A 17,822-nucleotide genomic window follows, 5' to 3' on the forward strand; every position below is an offset into this window, starting at 1 on the left:
CCGTGAGCCCGTACCCCTCAGACATCTTCGGGAGAGTTCAGTGAGCCACCCCCCGCACCCGTCCTACACGGTGCGCCCCGCCACATCAGCCGATGTGGAAGGCGCCCGCCGGGTCATGCTCGACACCTTCTACCGGGACTTCGGCTACGGCTACGCGCCCGCGTGGCACCAGGACGTCATCGACATCGAGAACACCTATCTGCACGACCCACGCCACGTTCTGCTGGTCGCCGTGCATGACGGCGAGGTCGTGGCCACGACGGGCATCCGGTCGACGGGGCCGGCCCATCCGCCGCACCCCCGCTGGCTCGCCGAGCGCTATCCCCCGGGCACCACCGCGCAGCTCGTACGGGTCTACGTACACCCGGAACACCGGCGGCACGGCCTGGCCCGCACCCTGGTGTACCGGGCATGCGCCTTCGCCGCCGAGACTCCTGGCTACGACCGCATCTACCTGCACACCAACGTCAACGTCGAGGGCGCCGAGGCTTTCTGGCGCAGTGTCGCCAAGGAGATCTTCGACGCCCGCACGACGGGAGAGCACGGGCCTGGCGTGGGCACCGTGCACTTCGAGATCCCGCTGCCGTAGCGCGGACGGCCGGCATCACGGTGACGAGCACGGAGAGGAGCAGGCGCATGACGCGCCGACGTGCGGTCGTCGTCAAGGCGCTTGCCGATCGCGCCGACTTCGCGTCCGCCCAGGAGCTCCACGCCAGGATGGGCGAGTCGGGCATCCGCGTCGGGCTCGTCACCGTGTACCGCGCGCTGGAGCCTCGCAGCCGCGGTCGCCAGGGCCATGCCACCTGCCGGACGCGGTGCCGACCGAGGACCGGCACAGCTGGTGGGTGAATGCGGCAGCGATGGAGGAGTTGCGCGACCCCCTCCGGGAACGAGACCGGCGCGGCCTCGACCCGGGCAGCGACAACGGACTCACGGCCCAGCAGCGCACCGCGCCGATGGGCGAAGCGGGCTTCGACGCGGTCGGGTGTGCGGCAGTACGCAAGCAGTTGCGTACTGGCGGCCGTACACACCTGAAGCCACTCCGACCACCGCGGTGTGCCGACCGGCGGGCGGAAGCCCGTCGGCCTCAGCCGCTGTCGGAGGGCGCTCTGTCGGTGTAGGGATTTGCCGGTTGAGCGATGCGCTCGACGCGGGCCGCGTCGAGCGCCGGCGCTGCCGACACGGTTCCGAGGACGCCGCGGGGACGCCACGTGCCGGTCACCTTGACCCAGGTGTCGGCGGGTGGTGCCGCTGCACCACGGATGGCGACCGTCAACGACTGGGAGTCCGCGGCACAGCAGGCTACGAGAAGCCGGGTCAGATCCCAGTCGCCGTCCTTGCGCGGTGTGACGAACCCCTGCATGACGACCGTGCGGCCCTTGAGGCTGCCTGTCCCGTCCTGCTGTACCCGTGCGATGAACTCGGTCAATGACAACCGGACCGGCCCCTCTACCGCGAGGGGCTCGAAGTGCTCGTACTCTTCAACGATCAACGGAGCGTCACGAGCGGCGGTGTACGCCCCGAGGGCCGGCGGCGCGAAGAGCAGCAGTGCGAGCGCGGGCGGCAGAAGCAGCCAGGCGACCCGGGACCCGTGGGAGTGGTCGTGCCCGTGCTCTGACGGCACCACTCGACCTGTCCCATCCGTCTCCGTCACATCGGCCTTGAGCGATCTGTCGCGAAGAGCGCCGATGACGCCCGAGACGAGCAGGACGATCCCCGCGGCGGCGACGTAGGGCTGCAGACCTTCCTTCACGTACCGCAGGCTGATGTCGCTGAACAGGGACACCCGTAGAACACCCGCCCCGAGGACCATCAGCAACACGTTCTGCACCGTGTGCCTCACAGCAGCCAGCACCCGACGAGTGCGCTGCACGCGACGGCCACCACAGCCGTGGCCGCGGAGAACCGCAAGGCGAACCCACGGCCGAACGTACCCGCCTGCAGAGCGATCAGCTTCACGTCCACCATCGGTCCCACCACCATGAACGCGAGCCGAGCAGTGGGCGAGAAGCCTGTGAGCGAGGCGGCGACGAAGGCGTCCGCCTCGGAGCAGACAGCCAGCACGACCGCCAGCGCGGCAAGGAAGAGGACGGACAGCCACCGTGAGTCGGAGAACGTCTCCAGTACCGAGCGCGGCACGGCGACATTGAAGGTGGCCGCAGTCATCGCCCCGACGACGAGAAACCCTCCCGCGTGCAGGAAGTCGTGCCGGAATCCGAGCCGGAACTCCTCCCAGCGGCTGTGCCCCTGCCGGTGGCCGGTGTGCCGGACCGGCATCTGCAGCCACCGTGAACGGCCGAACCGCAGCCAGATCCACCCCATCGCCACGGAGACGGCGAGCGAGGCGAGGAGCCGCGCGGCCACCATCTGCGGACTGCCCGGAAAAGCGACCGCCGTCGACACCAGCACGATCGGGTTCACCGCCGGCGCCGACAGCAGGAACGCGAAGGCCGCCGCCGGCGGCACACCACGACGGATGAGACTTCCTGCCACCGGCACCGATGCGCACTCACAGCCGGGCAGCACCACACCCGCCGCACTCGCCACGGGCACCGCGAGCGCAGGATTGCGAGGCAACGCCATGCTGAACACATGAGCAGGCACAAAGGCGTTCACCGCACCCGAGACCAACGTCCCCAGCACCAGGAACGGCAGGGCCTGGACGGTGATGGCCACACAGATCGTCTGCCAGGCCACGACGCCGGGGTGGGCAAGCCACTCCGGCATACCAGCGGCCCAGAGCAGCGCCCCGACAGCCAGCAACGATACGGCGCCGGCGCCGAGCATCCCCACCGAAGCGGTGCGCGCGGGTGCGGTCCGCCCCGGCCCCTCTGCCGGGTGGGTCCGTTCCGCCGTCACACCGTCCGCTCTGCTCACTGACGCGCTCCCTTCCGAGCCGTTCAGCGATGCTATACAAATGGAAACCACCTTCAAGAACGGCAGACGCATGGCTGACCCGACGGGCCCGCTGCCTCGCACCGGTGGAGGACGGCGTGGAGTGCGCGTGCTGAGCGACGGTGCGTGAAACGGGGCGACGAAGCCCGTGGCAGAACCCGGTGCCAACTACCGCGTACCGCTGGACGCAGTTGTCTCCTCACCTGCCCGTCGCTCGCGGCGCGGCCTGTCACCGGGCGAGACGGGTGAGAGCCGCGCGGGGCCCTCGCTCGACAACGTCGAGAAGCTGTGAGCGGGAAGCCGGGCTGCGGCTCTACGGCAGCTGAACGAGATTGAGCCGGTACTGCTCGACCTGCGGAAGACGCTGCTCCGCGAGACCGGTCAGCATCTCCTGATATCCCGCGGGCAGTCGGCCGAACATGGCCGGGGCAAGCTGGCGAGCGTACACGTGGCCGGCAGGCGTCCGCCGGGCACCCATCCGATGATCTCGGCCGGATCGCCGCACGCCCACCGCATACGGGCCTGGACCTTGCTGAGTCCGTCGTGCTGGTCCTGGGAGTCGATGATGCCCGGTCCGGCGGTCTCGAGAGCGAGAAGGGATCCGGGGAAGCGTTCGGCGATCAGGGCGAAGACCTGCCGGACGTCCGCCTCCTCCGGGGCGGCCGGTGCTGTGCCGGGCCGGGCGGTGCCGTGGCTGCGACCACCGCCCGGCCCGGAGTATCAGGTGCGAGCGACGCTCACGGACACCGGTCCGGGTTGTTCGTGCTCACACGCGTCGTCGATGCCGTACGTCTCCCAGGCCGGGAAGGCGTCGTTCTCTGGCACCGGTTCGCCGTCGGCCAGCAGGCAGTCGGCCAGGGCCGCTTGCAGCTCTCGGTCCCGCAGCCCGGTGCCGATGAAGACCAGCTCCTGCCCCTGCGAGGTGCCGGCATTTCGGGCCCCCGAAGGTTCGAAGCGCGCGACAGCACCCGCCTGCGACCACAGTCCCGTCACCCGCGGACGGCTGGCCAGCCAGAAGAACCCCTTGGAACGGAGAACCTGCCCGAACCGACCGCTGTCGAGTTGCTCGGTCACCAGGTTCCACAACCGGCCCTGGTGAAAGGGCCTGTCGGCGCGGAACACCGTGGAGGAGATGCCGTACTCCTCGGTCTCCGGGACATGGTCACCGTTGAGTTCCATGACCCAGCCCGGCGCCTGCTGAGCACGCTCGACGTCGAAGAGCCCGGTACCGAGTACGTCACGCAGCTCCACCGTGCCATGGATCGCGGGGACGATGCGAGCGACGGGGTTGAGCCGCACGAGCGCGGCCCGGAGCCGGTCGGCGTCCTCTAGGGGGACGAGGTCGAGCTTGTTGAGCACGATGACATCGGCGAACTCGATCTGGTCCATCAGCAGATCGCTGACGGTCCGCTCGTCGTCCTCGTACTGGTCCAGCCCGCGCTCGGCCAGTCCGTCCCCGCCGGTCAGCTCCGGCAGGAAGTTGGCTGCGTCGACGACGGTGACCATGGTGTCGAGCCGGGCGAGTTCGCCGAGAGTGACGCCGTCGTCCCGCGCGAAGGAGAAGGTGGCCGCCACCGGCATCGGTTCGGAGATGCCGCTGGACTCGATGAGCAGGTAGTCGAAGCGGTCCTCGCGCGCCAGGCGGTCGACCTCTTCCAGCAGGTCGTCGCGCAGAGTGCAGCAGATGCAGCCGTTGGTCATCTCGACCAGGCGTTCCTCGGTGCGCGAGAGGGCTGCCTCGCCGCCGCGGACGAGGGCTGCGTCGATATTGATCTCGCTCATGTCGTTGACGATCACAGCGACACGAAGACCGTCACGGTTACCCAGGACATGGTTCAGCAAGGTGGTCTTGCCCGCGCCGAGGAATCCGGACAGCACGGTGACGGGCAGGCGGTGGTGGCTCACGTTCGCTCAGCTCTCGGGGTGCAGCAGGCCGCGCTCGTACGCCTTGACCAGCCGCTGAGGCACCAGATAGCTGGAGCCGTCCACCGTGATCGGTACGAGCTGGGGCGTGCTGGCCTTCCACTGGGCGCGGCGGTGACGAGTGTTGCTGCGGGACATCTTCCGCTTGGGAACAGCCATTGTGAGTCTCCTCGGTTCTTGACGCGCATCAGGTTACATGAAAATGGATACCATTTCCATCTGCTCCTCTGTCGTGACACCGGGAGTCAGCGGCCGTTGGGGCCCGCACAGGGCAGCAGGGCCATCTCGCGGGCGTTCTTGATGGCGGCGGCGAGTCGGCGCTGCTGCTGGGCGGTGACGCGGGTGACGCGGCGACTGCGGATCTTGCCGCGGTCGGAGAGGAACTTGCGCAGCAGGTCGGTGTCTTTGTAGTCGATGTAGGTGATCTTCGCCGCGTCGAGCGGGTTGGGGCGGGACTTGACGGGCTTGCGGGATTCAGGGCGGCGGGCCATGGGTGTTGCTCCTTGGGGTGGTGGGAGTGCCCGGAGGGGTCAGGCAGGGTCGAGGAGGGCGTCGAAAGTGGCGGGGAGGTTCTTCCACGCCTCGCGTCCGGCGGCGTATTCGGCGTCCGTCAGCAGGCAGGACTCGAGGAGCTGTTCGAGCCCCTCTCGGTCCAGTCCGGGAGACGTGAAGACGAGGTGCTGGCAGCAGTCGCCGTGTTCGGGGTGCCAGTCCAGTGATGCGGCGGCCTGCCGCATGGGCGGGATCATCTCCCAGGCCGCGTCGGGCAGAGAGGCCAGCCACGGGCCGGCGTTCTCCACACACAGCGCGCCACCCGCGGCGTCCCAGGCGAGCAGGGTGTCGGGGCGGTCGGCGAGCCAGAACCGGCCGCGGCTGCGCGCGGCAGCGCAGCACAGGTCCTCCAGCGCTTCGTAAAGGCGCCCGGGGTGGAAGGGTCGGCGACGGCGCCAGACGAGCGTGGTCACCCCGGCCTCGTCGGCTTCCTGAGGCAGGAGCGCGCATGCCGGATGCTGGGCGGCGGCTGCCGTCTCCACGTCGAAGCCCGCGAAGGCGACCTCGGCGAGTTCTCCGGATCCGGCCGACACCTGGCGGGCGGTGGGGTGCAGCTGCGCGAGGAGAGCACGGTCCTCACCGTCCGCCTCCTCGTTGTCGACCAGGGCGAGGACGGGCGCGTATTCCAACTGGCGGGCCCAGGTGTCGCCGACGGTTCGCTGATCCGTGGGGGCGGCCTCCAGACCCGCTTCGACCAGGTCGTCGCCGTTGGCCAGGTAGGGCAGAACGAGTGCGGGATCCACCGCGGTGATCACGTTTGCGAGGACCAGCTCACCGCCTTCGTGCGCCGCGACCACCTCCGCCATCGCCTTCGGCTCGACCGAGTCCCACAGCTCGACGACGGCGAGCCGCGTCAGGCCGCTGCCGGCCAGCCGCTCCAGCTCGGGGACGAGATCCTCGCGCAGCGCGCAGCACGCACAGTCGTTGATCAGCGGCGTCTCCCCCTGAGAGAGGTCGCCGGAGGCGTCACGGATCAGGCGACGTACGGTCCCACTGCCCGCGCCGGTCAGGTCGTGGTGCAGAGCGACGCTGTCGGGAACTGCCCGCAGGAGCCGGTCGACCACCTCCCTGCGGGCGTCGGTGTGCAGCCCGGCGACGAGAACGACGGGCATGCGGGAGTCCTGCTCCATCACCGGGCTCCGTAGCGGCGCTCGAAGCGTTCGACGCGGCCGGCGGTGTCCAGGACACGGGCGGTGCCGGTGTAGAAGGGGTGGCTCACCGAGGAGATCTCGACGTCGACGACCGGGTAGGTGTGGCCGTCCTCCCACTCGATCGTCTTCTCGCTGGTCATCGTGGACCGGGTGAGGAAAGCGTGGTTCGAGGCGGTGTCGCGGAAGACGACGGGGCCGTAGGCGGGGTGGATGCCGGGCTTCATGACTGAGGCGGGCCTTTCGGGGCGGGGCGTTCGGCGGAGGAGGGTGTCAGCGCTCTTCACGGAAGTCGACGTGGCGGCGGGCGACGGGGTCGTACTTGCGCAGCACCATCCGGTCGGGGTTGTTACGGCGGTTCTTGCGGGTGACGTAGGTGAAGCCGGTGCCCGCGGTGGAGCGCAGCTTGATGATCGGGCGGAGTTCGTTGCGTGCCATGAGGCTAGTATATGGGAACGATTTCCATTACCAATACGTAGTGGACGCAGAGAGAGGCAGGTAACACCCATGTCCGCCCACTGCCAACTGACCGGCGCGAAGCCGGGCTTCGGCAACACGATCTCCCACTCGCACCGGCGCACCTCGCGTCGCTTCGACCCGAACATCCAGCGCAAGCGCTACTGGCTCCCGAGTGAGGGGCGCAACGTCCGTCTGACCTTGAGCACCAAGGCGATCAAGACGGTGGACGCGATCGGCATCGAGGCGGCCGTGGCACGGATCCGGGCGCGCGGAGGGAAGGTCTGATGGCGAAGAAGAGCAAGATCGCACAGAACGAGAGGCGCAAGGAGATCGTCGAGCGGTACGCCGCCCGGCGGGCCGAGCTCAAGGAGATCATCCGCCGCCCCTCGTCGACGCAGGACGAACGCCGGGCCGCGCTGGCGGAGTTGCGCCGGCAGCCGCGCAACGCCAGCGCCACCCGGGTGCGCAACCGCGACAGCGTGGACGGCCGCCCCCGCGGCTACCTGCGCAAGTTCGGTCTCTCCAGGGTCCGGACCCGGCAGCAGGCGCACGCCGGCTTCCTGCCCGGTGTGACCAAGTCCTCCTGGTGACCGGACTCCGCTGACACCAAGGCCGCAGTCGCACCCTGCCGTCGCACGCGTCGGCAGGGCGCCCGCCTCGCAGCGGTGTCCGTCGCATCCGGTGTGCCGACGGGCCGCGTTGGGTGTTCCGGCGCTACGAGCAGCGCCGGACCGAGTCGCAGAGTGCGTGGCGGTGGCTCGCCCAACTGCGCGGTCCGAGCGCCCCGGTGCTCTGCCGGGGACGGCAGACTGCGGCTTCGGCCCGCGCCATGGCGCGGGCCGAAGCCGTTGTGCGAGCAGGACACTGCCTGATGCTGGACGGCGGCCGCGTCGTGGCGGCGGGGCCCCCTTCCCACGTGCTGGTAGAAGTCGAGCGGGAGCACCTGGCACAGCCTTTCGCCCGGCCCTGAAGACACACGCGGCCCCTATGGCTCCGGGCGGTCGCGGTGCGCCCGTCGCACTGCCGTACCGAGGGAGCCGGTCGGGACGAGGGCGGGGCCGCGCGCCACGGCGACCCAGGGTTCAGGCCGGTCACAGCGGGCCCGTCGTCGCCCTGTTGTCCGATGTCGAGGCGCCGCCGAGCTGCACTTCGGTCTCAGCACGGTCAAGAGCCATGTCGCGCACCTGATGGACAAGCTCGGCGCTCGCAACCGTGTGGAGATCGCGACAGGGCCTACGAGACGGACCGCTCCGGGAGTTGACCCCCCTCGCTGCCGGGGCCGGTCGGCGGCATGCGGTGACGGCCGCCGGTCGGCTGCATGCGGTGCGGCTGGAACCGCTGGAAACGGCCGGAGAGGCGTGCGACTCCGCGCAGAGGGGCCGGGGTTGATCGGGTCGCGGTCCTCCGACCCGACGAACGGCAGACAGACCCCGCACTCGGTCCGGGGTCTCCTGCCGTCGACGACTACCCGGCTCGACGGGTCACCGGTCTCCCACCGCCTCGGCCCGGTCGCCCCGTACGGTATCGACGAACGCCACCGCGTCCCGAGGCAGATCGTCGCCGCGCCACGCCACATGGCCGTCAGGGCGGACCAGCACGAAGGACCGTTCGTAGAGCTCGGAGAGATGCCCGTCACCCACGTCGCTCCCGTTCCGTACGGTCAGTTGCACGCCCCGCCCGGCGAACGCCCGCTCGACTCCCTCGAGTCCGGCGTGCCCGGCGTGCCCGGCGTGCCCGGCGAAGCACAGCAGAACGAAACCGTGCCCGAACAGGTCCAGCGTGGAGGTGGTGGCGTCCCACCAGGCGTGCGCGGCGCGGTAGCCCGGCTCGCTGCCGGGGCGCCAGACGGCGTCCGGCTTGCCGTGGCGTACCGGCACGTCGTGGTCCTCGATGATGGCCGGGGAGCGGTAGCGCAGCCCGAAGTGGATCACGGGGGCGTCGAACTCCCGCTGCACCCCGCTCTTTTCCAGCCGCTCTGCCATCTCGGTACGAGCCCGGTCACCCTCGGGCCCGTCCAGACGGACCTCGGGCGGCAGTTCCCTGCGCAGGGTGCGTTGCAGATTGAGGTTGGCCTCGTTCAGACTCTCCACGGCGATCGGCCTGCGCTCGGTCTCGTAGGTGTCGAGCAGCCGGTGCCCGGCCCAGCCGTTCAGCGTGGCGGCGAGCTTCCAGCCCAGGTCGGCGGCGTCGCCTATGCCGGTGTTGAGTCCGAAGCCGCCTGAGGGCGACAGCGTGTGGGCGGCGTCGCCGGCCAGGAAGACACGCCCGGCGCGGTACCGGTCGGCGACGCGGTGGGTGAGATGCCACTCGCCTTCGCCCAGCAGCTCCACCGGGGTGTCGAGGGCAAGGGCGTCGCCGATCAGTGACAGCGCGTCGACACGGTCTGCGGCCTCGTCGTCCACGCCCACGACCAGGTTGTAAAGGTCGCTGCCGTTCAGCGAGCGCATGGGGAAGCGCAGTGTGGACGACAGCATGAGGAAGTAGACCAGGGCGGCGCGGTCGCCGAGCCGCTTCTTGAGTTCGGGGGCGCGGAAGAGGATGTTGCGGAAGACCTGCGTACGGTGGCGAGCCGGCGCTTCGATGCCGCAGGACCAGCGGATGGGGGAGGCGGCGCCGTCGCAGGCGACCACGAACCGCGCCCGGACGGTCCCGGTCGTACCCGTGGCGAGGTCGGTGAGGGCGGCGTCGACGTGGTCGTCGGCCTGTTGCACCCGGTCGACGGTGGTACGGAGCCGTAGCGGGCCGTCCGGATGGACGCCGACGGCCCGCATGAGCACCGGATTCAGCCAGTGCGCCGGGCAGATCTGGTCGGGCTCGGGAGTGTGCGAGAAGGCCGGACGGTCCCCGGCTGTTCCACGGCGGTAGCGGTAGATCTCGTGGCCGCCGACCTGGGTGACCCAGGCGATGTCCAGAGGATGGTCGGGGGGCCATCCGGCGCTGCGGACGGCGTCGGCGACACCCCAGCGGCGGAACAGCTCCATCGAGCGGGGACCGATCGTGCTCACCTTGGGATGGCGGACCTCTCCGTCACCGGCGTCGACGACCATGCAGTCGATCCCGCGGTACGTCAGGTCCAGCGCCAGCGCCATCCCGACCGGGCCACCGCCCACGATCAGCACGTCGGTCCACTCACCCGGATGCTTCATGTCGTCCTTGCCTTTCTTCGTTGGGCCCGTCCTGGACGTTCGCAGGGTCGGGACCGGGGTCGGGGTCGGGGGCCGGAGAAGTGGAACCCTTCGGGCCGGGAGGGCGCGCAGGGCCACCTCCCGGCGGTTTCAACGGCGGCTCAACGGCGCGGCGGCCAACGGTTCGGCGGCTCCCAGCGGTTCAGGGGTTCAGGGGCGTTCCGCGATGACCAGAAGGCAGCCGAAGTCGTCGACGCCCTCCAGGTCGGACGGCCGGAAGGCGTCGTCGCTGAAGTCGAAGTTGCCCTCGTTCATGGCCGCGGGGAGGTCCTCCGCGGACGCCACCTTCGCCAGCTCGTCGGCGAGGCGCAGCGTGGTCTGCTCCGTGATGTCGAGGATGCCGCGCAGTCGCAGGCCGGAACGGTGGAGCAGCGCGACGTAGTCGTCGATGTCCGCGGTGGTGGACATCAGGTCACGGCAGAACTTGTCGATGCCGGGGTGCCGTACCTCCTTGCGCGGATGGCGCTCGAACACGTCGGTCAGAACGAGCCGGCCGCCGGGGGCCAGCACGCGGGCCACTTCGGTGAGCACCTCCTGCCGGTCGGGCATGTGGCAGAGCGACTCCAGGGCCATCACGGCGTCGAACGACGTGTCGGGGAAAGGGAGTTTCATCGCGTCGCCGTGCTGGAACACGGCCCGCTCGGCGAGGCCGGCCTCGGCCGACAGCCGGTTGGCGGTCTTGATCTGCTCCGCGCTGATGCTGATGCCGGTGACCCGCGCACCGGTGTGCGAGGCGACCCGCAGACCGGGGCCGCCCACCCCGCAGCCCAGGTCGAGGACATGGGACGACCCGTCCGCCTTGAGCCAGTCGATGAACACGTCGGTGAGCCGGTCCATCGCCTCCTCGATCGTGGCCTCGGAATCCGGTGTGTCCCAGTAGCCGATGTGGACGTTGGGGTTGAAGCTGCCGTCGTTCATCGCGCTCAGCGTCAGCCGGTCGTACAGCTCGCCGACGGCTCCCGGCACGGGCGGCGTCTGGGTGGAGTGGGTCATCTCAACGGCCTTTCGGTTCGACAGGCGTAGTTGGGCAGGTGTGCTTCGACAGGTGCGAGGCGGTGGTGCGGTCCGGTTCCGGTGCGCTCACGGGGTGCGCTGGTGGCGGCTGCCAGGCGTCCGGATGCCCGGTGTACGTGATCATCGCGACGTCGGGAACCCTCCTTTCTCGATCTCCCGGCACCGGGCGTAGTCCGGTAGCAGGCCCCGCTTCTGCGCCTCGGCGAGGGTGATCGCCGCACGGTCCCGCTCGGAGAGGATCGGTTCGGTGTCCACGGCGACGGGCAGCCCGAGGGCCGGATCCAGAACCGACAGGGCGAGTTCGTTCTCCGGTACGTAACGCTCGGAGAGCATGTACGACATGACGGTGTCGTCCTCCAGCGCCACGAACGCGTGGCCCACCCCCACAGGGAGGTAGCCGGCCCGGTGGTCGCGCCCGTCCATGAGCACCGAGTCCCACTGCCCGAACGTGGGCGAGCCGACCCTGATGTCGACCACGATGTCCAGGGCCTTTCCGCGTGCGCAATAGACGTACTTCGCGGTACCGGGGGGCGTCATGGTGTAGTGGATTCCCCGGACGACGCCGCGCCGGGACATGCTGTGATTGGTCTGCGCGACCCGGAAGAGCGGGCCGCCGTGCGCCTCGGCGAACGCCTCCTCCTGGAACGGCGAGATGAACAGGCCGCGTTCGTCGGGGAAGACGCGAGGGGTGAACTCGAGTGCTCCCTCGACGGCGAGTGTGCGCGCTTTCATGTCTGCTCCCGTGACTGGGTGTACGGCTCGGCGGATGGTGGTGGTCAGCGCGGAGTCACAGCGTCGTCAACACCTCACGCACCGCGTGGATGACCTTGTCCTGCAGGTCCGGGGAGAGGGAGGGATACATCGGCAGCGAGAAGATCTCGCCCGCCAGCGCCTCCGTGACCGGGAGCGAGCCCGTGGCGTATCCGAGGTGGGCGAATCCGGACATGGTGTGCACCGGCCACGGGTAGCTGATGTTCAGATGGATGTCGTACGCCTTGAGGCGCTCGATGATGTCGTCGCGCCGGGGATGGCGCACCACGTACACGTAGTACACGTGCTCGTTGCCGGGGACGGTCCGCGGGAGTGCGAGAGAGGTGTCACCGAGGCCGTCGGCATAGCGCCGCGCGACGGCCCGGCGGCCGGCGACGTAGGTGTCGAGCCGCCCCAGCTTGCGCCGCAGGATCTCGGCCTGGACCTCGTCCAGACGGCTGTTGTGGGCGGGCGTCCGGACCGTGTAGTACCGCTCCTCCATGCCGTAGAACCGCAGGCGCCGCAGCCGTCCCGCCACGGACTCGTCCGGGGTGAGCGTCGCGCCGGCGTCGCCGTACGCGCCGAGCACCTTGGTCGGGTAGAAGGAGAAGGCGGCCACGTCACCGGTCGAACCGGCCAGTGCGCCGCCCTGCCGGGCTCCGTGCGCCTGGGCGCAGTCCTCCAGGACGGCCAGCCCGTGCCGTTGGGCGAGCTCCTTCAGCGGAGCCATGTCCACACACTGTCCGTACAGGTGCACGGGAAGGAGGCAACGCGTGCGGTCGGTGATCGCCCCCTCCACCAGGCTGGTGTCCATGAGGAAGTCGTCTGCGCGAATGTCGACGAAGACGGGGGTGGCGCCCGTGGAGTCGATGGCGACGACGGTCGGCGCCGCGGTGTTCGAGACGGTGATCACCTCGTCACCCGGTCCGATGCCCAGCGCCTGGAGGCCGAGCTTGATCGCGTTCGTTCCGTTGTCGACTCCGACGCAGTGGCCCACCCCGTGGTAGGCGGCGAACTCCTCCTCGAAGCCGCGCACACTGTCGCCGAGCACGAGCTGTCCTGAGGTGAAGACCGTCTCTACGGCGTCGAGGATGTCCAGCCGCTCGGCCTCGTACTCCGCCAGGTAGTCCCATACGCGCGTGGTCATGTGCGGGCCTCTCCAGAACTGCGGCGAACGGCCCTGCTCAGGCCGGACGTCCGCGGGGGTGTGATGGGTGTGGTGGTGCGCTGTCGGGACGTGCGTGCCGTCACCGGGCCTCTTCCTGCTGCCGGGCCAGGGCCGCGACCGTGCGGCGCACCCCTTCGGTCAGCGGTATCCGCGGCTGCCAGCCGGTGGCCGCCCGGAACGGGGAGGAGTCGATGGTGACGCTCCTGAAGTCCGTCACGGGGGCGTGCGCGGGCGGTTCCACGGACTCCACGGCGACCGGGGCCAGCCCTGTCTGCCCGGACACGGTGCGGGCCAGGAGCCGGAAGACGTCGCCGAGTGCGTGGCCCCGGCCGGCGCCGATCAGACAGTGGTCGCCCACCAGCGAGTCAGGGTGATCGAGTGCCGCCGCGAACGCCGCCGCCACGTCCTCGACATGGACCAGATCGCGCCGGACCGTGCCGTCGTGCCACATCGTGAGGGTGTCGCCCGCGAGTGCCCGCCGCGCCATGCCGGACACGATCCCGCGGTCCCGGGCGCCGGGCGCCGCGCTCTCACCGAAGACCGTGGGCAGACGCAGGCTGACGCCGCGTACGAGGCCCTCGGCCGTGGCCTTCTTGAGGAGCTGCTCCGCCGTCAGTTTCTGCCGGTCGTAAGCGGTCTCCGGGTGATCGGGCTCGCTGCCGTCGAGCGGTTCCCGCGGCGGCACACCGACCTGCGACGCGGCGCCGCCGTACACCACCAGCGGAGGCTTCCCGTCGCCGTCGCCCGGCCGGATCACGTCGATGAGGTCCCGCATGACCCCCACGTTCACGCGCTCGGCCATCGGCTCGTTCTCGGCCGCCCGCCACCCGCCGTCCGCCAGGAGCAGATGCACCACCGCGTCCGCTCCCGCCACCGCCGCGGCGAGCGCGGCCCGGTCGGTGAGGTCGGCGGTGACGACGGCCGTCCCGGCCGGGCCGGGAGGGATCGGGCTCGGCCTGCGCGCCACCGCCCGCAGGCGGACCGGCCGGCGTGCCAGTGTGTGGAGGACGGCGGAACCGACGAAGCCGGAGGCTCCGAGCACGGTGATCAGCGGTACGGGAGACTGCGGCGTGCTCCTCACGTCATCATTCCTTTCCGCGGGTGCACGGCCGTGGCGTTGAGGCAGGCCAGCAGCGTCCGGGCCTCCACGTTGAGGTAGTGCCCGTGCCGGGTCAGAGCTCTGAGCTGGGACGGGGTGACCCAGACGTAGTCGGGCGGCGGGTCGATCGACGCCTCGGTTCCTTCGGCGTCGATGACGAGGTACCGGCACCTGGCGTTCAGGAAGCGCCCGCCCTCCTCGGAGTGGACGGCGTCGTATCGGATGCGCGACGGGGCGGCTGCCAGGACGGCGCCGAGCAGGGGTGGCCGTTCCGTCGCCGGCAGATGGGCGTAGTTGCCGGGCGTGCACTGGACGGTCGGGGCCAGCTCGACCGTGTCCAGGAAGCCGGCATCGGCGCGGGCGTGCACCAGCACGTGCTGCACCCCGTCGATCTCGCGCACGAGGAACGCCGTGACCCCGACTCCGACCGGCTCGATCAACGGCTGCGTCCAGCGCACCACTTCGCGGTTGCCTGCCCGCACGGAGACGGCGGCGACCTTGAAGTAGCGGCCGTCCTCGTGCTCGATGGTCTCGCTCCCCTGCTTCCAGCCGCGTACGGAGGCGAGCGGGATGCGACGGGCGCGTACGTCACGGCGTGAGCGTTCGCCGGTGAACCACGACAGGAGCTGGGTGTCGGAGAGCAGCGCACCGGCCGTCGTGTCCCGGTACGGCACGCACGAGAGCACGGTCCTGGCGTTCATGTTGACGATGTCGTCCTCGTGCAGCAGCTCGCCTATCTGACCCAGGGTCAGCCAGCAGAAGTCGTCCGGCACGGGGACGTCGTCGGTCGTCTCGACGAGCATGTTGCGGTTGGACTTGTGGAAGAACCAGGAGCCCTGTTCCGACTGGAGCACGTCCACGAAGACGCGCTCTGGGTCGGGCCGGACGAAGTGTTCGAGGAACTTCACGTCCGTGCCCCGGTGGGCCTTGGTGTAGTTGCTGCGGGTGGCCTGCACGGTCGGCGAGAGCTGAAGCGGATTGGCGTTGCCCGGCTCCATCTTGGCCTGCATCAGGAAGTGCAGGACACCGTCGAACTCCTTGCACAGGATGCCCAGGATACCGACTTCGGGCTGCCTGATGACGGGCTGCTCCCACTCCCGGCGGGGTCCGTCGCCGTACGGTCCGTCGTTCTCCACCACATGCAGGCCCTCGATGGTGAAGAACCGTCCGCTGCGATGCACCAGGTCGCCGGTGCCGGGCTCGAACCGCCACGCGTCCAGCTTCGCGAACGGTATGCGTTCCACCTGGAAGACGTTGGCCCGGCGGCGCTCGGCCAGCCAGCCGTGGACCTCCTCGGTCCGCAGATGCACCCCCTGGCCGGCCGCCGCCGAAACGGCGAGGCGGTCGGCCGGCTCGCCGTCCTCGCGCGGGCGCAGGAGGGCGGGGGCAGCGGCCGGTTGAGCGTTCACGTACGACATCCAAGAACTCCCTGTCTGAGGGGCGTCGGATCCGAGCGGTGCCGCCCGGCCGGCATACGACCGGCCGGCCGTGTTCGTCGGGTCAGGACCGCTGTGCGGTGATCAGGACGTAGCCGGCGTGCGGGTGCCTGCCGAACGCCTCCATCAGGGCGGCCGCCGCGGTGATCTGCTCCGCCGCGGGACCGTCGAGGGACGCGGCGATCTTCCGGAAGGCAGCCGACACATGCCCGTAACTGGCGCGGACCCGTTCGCCGATGTCCGTCAGCTCCAGCAGCTCCCAGCCCGCTGCCGCCAGATGTGCGCGGTGCTCCTCCGGCGTGTTGATCGCGGCGATCTCGTAGGCGCGCAGCATCCCGTCCAGCACGGCCCGGTCGTCGCCGGCGAACGGCTCCCGCCGGCACAGGTCGGCGACGACGACACGGCCGCCGGGGCGGACGACGCGGCGGATCTCCGTGAGGGCGGCTGTCTGGTCGGGCATGTGCAGCAGAGACTCGATCGCCCAGGCCCCGTCGAAGGAACCGTCGTCGAAGGGGAGGTCCGTGGCGTCCGCGAACCGGAAGGAGGCCCGGTCCGCGGCGCCGGCGCCGTGCGCGCACTCCGACGCCTGGGCGACCTGCTGTTCGCTGACGGTCACGCCGGTCACGCGTACGTCGTGCATGTCGGCGATGCGTACGGCCGGGAGGCCGTTTCCGCAGCCCACGTCCAGCAGCCGCTGTCCCGGGCGGAGGGCCAGGCGCTCGGCCACGAGGTCGGTGAGGCGGTCGGTGGCCTCGTCGATCGGCGCGTCCTGGCCGTCGTCCCAGTAGCCCACATGGATGTTGCCGCCCAGGGCGGTCGTGGCGCCGGCGTCGGCGAACGCGTCGTACGTCCGGCCTACGGAGCCGGGGGTGGTGTCGGACTGCTGCGTCATGGGTGCCTTCTTCTCGTACGGTGTCGGTCTGTCGCCGGGGGTCACGGGAGGTCGGACGTGCCGAGTACCAGACGGGTCGGCCCGTGGAAGACCATGTCGTCGGCCCAGCTGACCTGCGCAGGGCCCCCGCGCAGTGCGGGAAAGCCGTCCAGGAGCGCTTTGAGGCCGATCTCCGCCTCCGCGCGGGCCAGCGTCGCGCCGAGGCAGTAGTGGATGCCGAGGCCGAAGCCCAGATGCCGGTCGGCGGGGCGGCGGACGTCCAGGTCGTCGGGGCGCGGGAAACGTGCGGGGTCCCGGTTCGCCGAGCCCAGCAGGGCGACCACCCGGCTGCCGCGCGGCACCTCCTGGCCGCCGATGAGGCTGTCCTCGTACGACCATCGCGTCACCGCCTGCACCGGCGGGTCGTAGCGCATGAGCTCCTCGACCGCACCCGGCAGCAGCTCGGGAGCGGCGCGCAGCCGCTCGAGGACCCGCGGGTGTGCCCGCAGTGCCAGGACCGCCTTCGCCAGCAGGTTGGTGGTGGTCTCGTGTCCGGCGGTGAGCAGGTGCACGCAGGTCCCGACGATCCCGTCCACGCTCAGCGGCGCACCGCCGTCCCGGGCGCGGACGAGCAGCGTGAGCAGGTCACCGCGATCGTCCCCGGCCCGCCGTCCCACCTCCCGCCGGAAGTAGCGGTCGAACGCGGCGGCGGCTGCCTCGGCCCGTGCGTAGCCGCCCGTGCCGTTGCGCGACCGGGTGGTGCCGGCCTCCTGGAGGGCCATCGCGTTGGCACGGAGCCATCCGTGGTCCTCCCGGGGAATGCCGAGCAGTTCGGAGATGACGAGGATGGGGTAGGGCGCCGCGAAGCCCTCGACAAGGTCGGCCTGACGCTGCTTCCCAAGCCGCGCCAGGAGCTCGTCCGCGATCTGCGCGATACGGGGCCGCAGCCCGGTGACGATCGAGGGGGAGAACTCCGTGGTGAGCAGGGAGCGCAGCTCGGTGTGGCGCGGCGGGTCCAGGAACACCAGCCAGTTCTCGACGACGGTCCGCAGCGCGCGGTGCTCGGCGGGGACCGGGACGGGCGCCGTGGTGGCTTCGCCGGACGCGACGCGTGCGTCCCGGCCGTACCGCCGGTTCGACAGCACCCGGACGACCTCGTCGTACGAGAAGACGTAGAAGGTGTCGGGACCGTTGGTGCCAGATGCCCCGCGGTGGACCGGTGCGGTCTCCCGGTAGCGCCGGTACACCGGGTACGGGTGGGCGATGTCCTTCGTGTCCCAGCCCAAGAGGTCGAACCGCGGCAGCGTCGCGGATGGCATGCG

22 protein-coding genes are annotated in these 17,822 nt (G+C 70.4%); 5 read left to right on the forward strand and 17 right to left on the reverse strand.

Annotated features, from left to right (window positions below; translation table 11 throughout):
* The first annotated feature begins 40 nt into the window (after nucleotides 1-40).
* Together ACZ4SA_RS16020 and ACZ4SA_RS16025 are read left to right on the forward strand one after the other, a co-directional pair.
* The gene (locus ACZ4SA_RS16020) at nucleotides 41-589 is read left to right on the forward strand and encodes a GNAT family N-acetyltransferase (RefSeq protein ID WP_468274492.1); all 549 of its coding nucleotides are present in this window, start codon (nucleotides 41-43) and stop codon (nucleotides 587-589) included.
* 47 nt (nucleotides 590-636) lie between these two features.
* The gene (locus ACZ4SA_RS16025) at nucleotides 637-849 is read left to right on the forward strand and encodes a transcriptional repressor (protein ID WP_468274494.1); all 213 of its coding nucleotides are present in this window, start codon (nucleotides 637-639) and stop codon (nucleotides 847-849) included.
* A 238-nt stretch (nucleotides 850-1,087) separates the two neighbouring features.
* On the opposite strand, the gene ACZ4SA_RS16030 is transcribed toward ACZ4SA_RS16025, so the two are convergent.
* The gene (locus ACZ4SA_RS16030) at nucleotides 1,088-1,873 is read right to left on the reverse strand and encodes a TIGR03943 family putative permease subunit (protein WP_468274496.1); all 786 of its coding nucleotides are present in this window, start codon (nucleotides 1,871-1,873) and stop codon (nucleotides 1,088-1,090) included.
* On the reverse strand, nucleotides 1,840-2,877 hold the full coding sequence (locus ACZ4SA_RS16035) for a permease (RefSeq protein WP_468274499.1): 1,038 nt from the start codon (nucleotides 2,875-2,877) through the stop codon (nucleotides 1,840-1,842). The genes ACZ4SA_RS16030 and ACZ4SA_RS16035 overlap by 34 nt, the downstream gene beginning before the upstream one ends.
* A 166-nt stretch (nucleotides 2,878-3,043) precedes the next feature.
* Here ACZ4SA_RS16035 and ACZ4SA_RS16040 point away from each other — a divergent pair, with 166 nt between their 5' ends.
* Nucleotides 3,044-3,187 carry a hypothetical protein gene (locus ACZ4SA_RS16040; RefSeq protein WP_468274502.1) on the forward strand — a complete coding sequence of 48 codons (144 nt, stop codon included), beginning with the start codon at nucleotides 3,044-3,046 and terminating at the stop codon, nucleotides 3,185-3,187.
* Between the two features lie 21 nt (nucleotides 3,188-3,208).
* Here the strand turns inward: ACZ4SA_RS16040 and ACZ4SA_RS16045 are convergent, their stop codons facing one another.
* From ACZ4SA_RS16045 to rpmG, 7 genes are all read right to left on the reverse strand, one after another.
* Nucleotides 3,209-3,343 (reverse strand): hypothetical protein, encoded by a 135-nt coding sequence (locus tag ACZ4SA_RS16045; RefSeq protein ID WP_468274504.1) that lies wholly within the window; start codon nucleotides 3,341-3,343, stop codon nucleotides 3,209-3,211.
* A 272-nt stretch (nucleotides 3,344-3,615) separates the two neighbouring features.
* Nucleotides 3,616-4,800, reverse strand: a complete 1,185-nt coding sequence (locus ACZ4SA_RS16050; protein WP_468274506.1) for a GTP-binding protein — start codon at nucleotides 4,798-4,800, stop codon at nucleotides 3,616-3,618.
* Between the two features lie 6 nt (nucleotides 4,801-4,806).
* The gene (gene rpmF / locus ACZ4SA_RS16055) at nucleotides 4,807-4,977 is read right to left on the reverse strand and encodes a 50S ribosomal protein L32 (RefSeq protein WP_468274508.1); all 171 of its coding nucleotides are present in this window, start codon (nucleotides 4,975-4,977) and stop codon (nucleotides 4,807-4,809) included.
* Nucleotides 4,978-5,063: 86 nt separating this feature from the next.
* On the reverse strand, nucleotides 5,064-5,309 hold the full coding sequence (gene rpsR, locus ACZ4SA_RS16060) for a 30S ribosomal protein S18 (protein ID WP_468274509.1): 246 nt from the start codon (nucleotides 5,307-5,309) through the stop codon (nucleotides 5,064-5,066).
* A 39-nt stretch (nucleotides 5,310-5,348) separates the two neighbouring features.
* Nucleotides 5,349-6,500: a CobW family GTP-binding protein gene (locus ACZ4SA_RS16065; RefSeq protein WP_468274511.1), complete on the reverse strand. Its 1,152-nt coding sequence runs from the start codon at nucleotides 6,498-6,500 to the stop codon at nucleotides 5,349-5,351.
* Nucleotides 6,500-6,745, reverse strand: a complete 246-nt coding sequence (locus ACZ4SA_RS16070) for a type B 50S ribosomal protein L31 (RefSeq protein ID WP_468274513.1) — start codon at nucleotides 6,743-6,745, stop codon at nucleotides 6,500-6,502. The genes ACZ4SA_RS16065 and ACZ4SA_RS16070 overlap by 1 nt, the downstream gene beginning before the upstream one ends.
* 46 nt (nucleotides 6,746-6,791) lie before the next feature.
* Nucleotides 6,792-6,956, reverse strand: a complete 165-nt coding sequence (gene rpmG / locus ACZ4SA_RS16075) for a 50S ribosomal protein L33 (protein WP_383254956.1) — start codon at nucleotides 6,954-6,956, stop codon at nucleotides 6,792-6,794.
* 69 nt (nucleotides 6,957-7,025) lie between these two features.
* Here rpmG and rpmB point away from each other — a divergent pair, with 69 nt between their 5' ends.
* Nucleotides 7,026-7,262, forward strand: a complete 237-nt coding sequence (gene rpmB, locus ACZ4SA_RS16080) for a 50S ribosomal protein L28 (RefSeq protein ID WP_365936277.1) — start codon at nucleotides 7,026-7,028, stop codon at nucleotides 7,260-7,262.
* Complete coding sequence (rpsN, locus tag ACZ4SA_RS16085) at nucleotides 7,262-7,567, forward strand: 30S ribosomal protein S14 (RefSeq protein ID WP_468274515.1); 306 nt, start codon at nucleotides 7,262-7,264, stop codon at nucleotides 7,565-7,567. The genes rpmB and rpsN overlap by 1 nt, the downstream gene beginning before the upstream one ends.
* Nucleotides 7,568-8,458: 891 nt before the next feature.
* Here the strand turns inward: rpsN and ACZ4SA_RS16090 are convergent.
* The 8 genes from ACZ4SA_RS16090 to ACZ4SA_RS16125 form a co-directional block, all read right to left on the reverse strand.
* Entirely contained in the window at nucleotides 8,459-10,123 is a 1,665-nt protein-coding gene (locus ACZ4SA_RS16090; RefSeq protein WP_468274517.1) for an FAD-dependent monooxygenase, read from the reverse strand.
* 189 nt (nucleotides 10,124-10,312) lie between these two features.
* On the reverse strand, nucleotides 10,313-11,155 hold the full coding sequence (locus ACZ4SA_RS16095) for an SAM-dependent methyltransferase (protein ID WP_468274519.1): 843 nt from the start codon (nucleotides 11,153-11,155) through the stop codon (nucleotides 10,313-10,315).
* Between the two features lie 141 nt (nucleotides 11,156-11,296).
* Nucleotides 11,297-11,908, reverse strand: coding sequence for a dTDP-4-dehydrorhamnose 3,5-epimerase family protein (locus ACZ4SA_RS16100; RefSeq protein ID WP_468274521.1), 612 nt, complete (start codon nucleotides 11,906-11,908; stop codon nucleotides 11,297-11,299).
* 55 nt (nucleotides 11,909-11,963) lie between these two features.
* Nucleotides 11,964-13,073: a DegT/DnrJ/EryC1/StrS family aminotransferase gene (locus tag ACZ4SA_RS16105; protein ID WP_468274523.1), complete on the reverse strand. Its 1,110-nt coding sequence runs from the start codon at nucleotides 13,071-13,073 to the stop codon at nucleotides 11,964-11,966.
* 100 nt (nucleotides 13,074-13,173) lie between these two features.
* The gene (locus tag ACZ4SA_RS16110) at nucleotides 13,174-14,175 is read right to left on the reverse strand and encodes an NAD-dependent epimerase/dehydratase family protein (RefSeq protein ID WP_468274525.1); all 1,002 of its coding nucleotides are present in this window, start codon (nucleotides 14,173-14,175) and stop codon (nucleotides 13,174-13,176) included.
* Nucleotides 14,172-15,611, reverse strand: coding sequence for an NDP-hexose 2,3-dehydratase family protein (locus ACZ4SA_RS16115; protein WP_468274527.1), 1,440 nt, complete (start codon nucleotides 15,609-15,611; stop codon nucleotides 14,172-14,174). Before ACZ4SA_RS16115 ends, ACZ4SA_RS16110 begins: the two co-directional genes overlap by 4 nt.
* Before the next feature lie 82 nt (nucleotides 15,612-15,693).
* Nucleotides 15,694-16,521 (reverse strand): SAM-dependent methyltransferase, encoded by an 828-nt coding sequence (locus ACZ4SA_RS16120; RefSeq protein WP_468274530.1) that lies wholly within the window; start codon nucleotides 16,519-16,521, stop codon nucleotides 15,694-15,696.
* Between the two features lie 41 nt (nucleotides 16,522-16,562).
* On the reverse strand, nucleotides 16,563-17,819 hold the full coding sequence (locus tag ACZ4SA_RS16125) for a cytochrome P450 (RefSeq protein WP_468274533.1): 1,257 nt from the start codon (nucleotides 17,817-17,819) through the stop codon (nucleotides 16,563-16,565).
* Between the last annotated feature and the right edge of the window lie 3 nt (nucleotides 17,820-17,822).

It is taken from the genome of Streptomyces sp. NPDC027962, from assembly GCF_055566095.1.

What these genes read in the sequence shown, in the direction of transcription:
- ACZ4SA_RS16090 (WP_468274517.1), bottom strand. Translation starts at nt 10,123, where the DNA reads ATGAAGCATCCGGGTGAGTGGACCGACGTGCTGATCGTGGGCGGTGGC.
- ACZ4SA_RS16070 (WP_468274513.1), bottom strand. Translation starts at nt 6,745, where the DNA reads ATGAAGCCCGGCATCCACCCCGCCTACGGCCCCGTCGTCTTCCGCGAC.
- ACZ4SA_RS16025 (WP_468274494.1), top strand. Translation starts at nt 637, where the DNA reads ATGACGCGCCGACGTGCGGTCGTCGTCAAGGCGCTTGCCGATCGCGCC.
- ACZ4SA_RS16125 (WP_468274533.1), bottom strand. Translation starts at nt 17,819, where the DNA reads ATGCCATCCGCGACGCTGCCGCGGTTCGACCTCTTGGGCTGGGACACG.
- ACZ4SA_RS16095 (WP_468274519.1), bottom strand. Translation starts at nt 11,155, where the DNA reads ATGACCCACTCCACCCAGACGCCGCCCGTGCCGGGAGCCGTCGGCGAG.
- rpmB (WP_365936277.1), top strand. Translation starts at nt 7,026, where the DNA reads ATGTCCGCCCACTGCCAACTGACCGGCGCGAAGCCGGGCTTCGGCAAC.
- rpsR (WP_468274509.1), bottom strand. Translation starts at nt 5,309, where the DNA reads ATGGCCCGCCGCCCTGAATCCCGCAAGCCCGTCAAGTCCCGCCCCAAC.
- ACZ4SA_RS16105 (WP_468274523.1), bottom strand. Translation starts at nt 13,073, where the DNA reads ATGACCACGCGCGTATGGGACTACCTGGCGGAGTACGAGGCCGAGCGG.
- ACZ4SA_RS16115 (WP_468274527.1), bottom strand. Translation starts at nt 15,611, where the DNA reads ATGTCGTACGTGAACGCTCAACCGGCCGCTGCCCCCGCCCTCCTGCGC.
- ACZ4SA_RS16065 (WP_468274511.1), bottom strand. Translation starts at nt 6,500, where the DNA reads ATGGAGCAGGACTCCCGCATGCCCGTCGTTCTCGTCGCCGGGCTGCAC.
- rpmF (WP_468274508.1), bottom strand. Translation starts at nt 4,977, where the DNA reads ATGGCTGTTCCCAAGCGGAAGATGTCCCGCAGCAACACTCGTCACCGC.
- ACZ4SA_RS16120 (WP_468274530.1), bottom strand. Translation starts at nt 16,521, where the DNA reads ATGACGCAGCAGTCCGACACCACCCCCGGCTCCGTAGGCCGGACGTAC.
- ACZ4SA_RS16100 (WP_468274521.1), bottom strand. Translation starts at nt 11,908, where the DNA reads ATGAAAGCGCGCACACTCGCCGTCGAGGGAGCACTCGAGTTCACCCCT.
- rpsN (WP_468274515.1), top strand. Translation starts at nt 7,262, where the DNA reads ATGGCGAAGAAGAGCAAGATCGCACAGAACGAGAGGCGCAAGGAGATC.
- rpmG (WP_383254956.1), bottom strand. Translation starts at nt 6,956, where the DNA reads ATGGCACGCAACGAACTCCGCCCGATCATCAAGCTGCGCTCCACCGCG.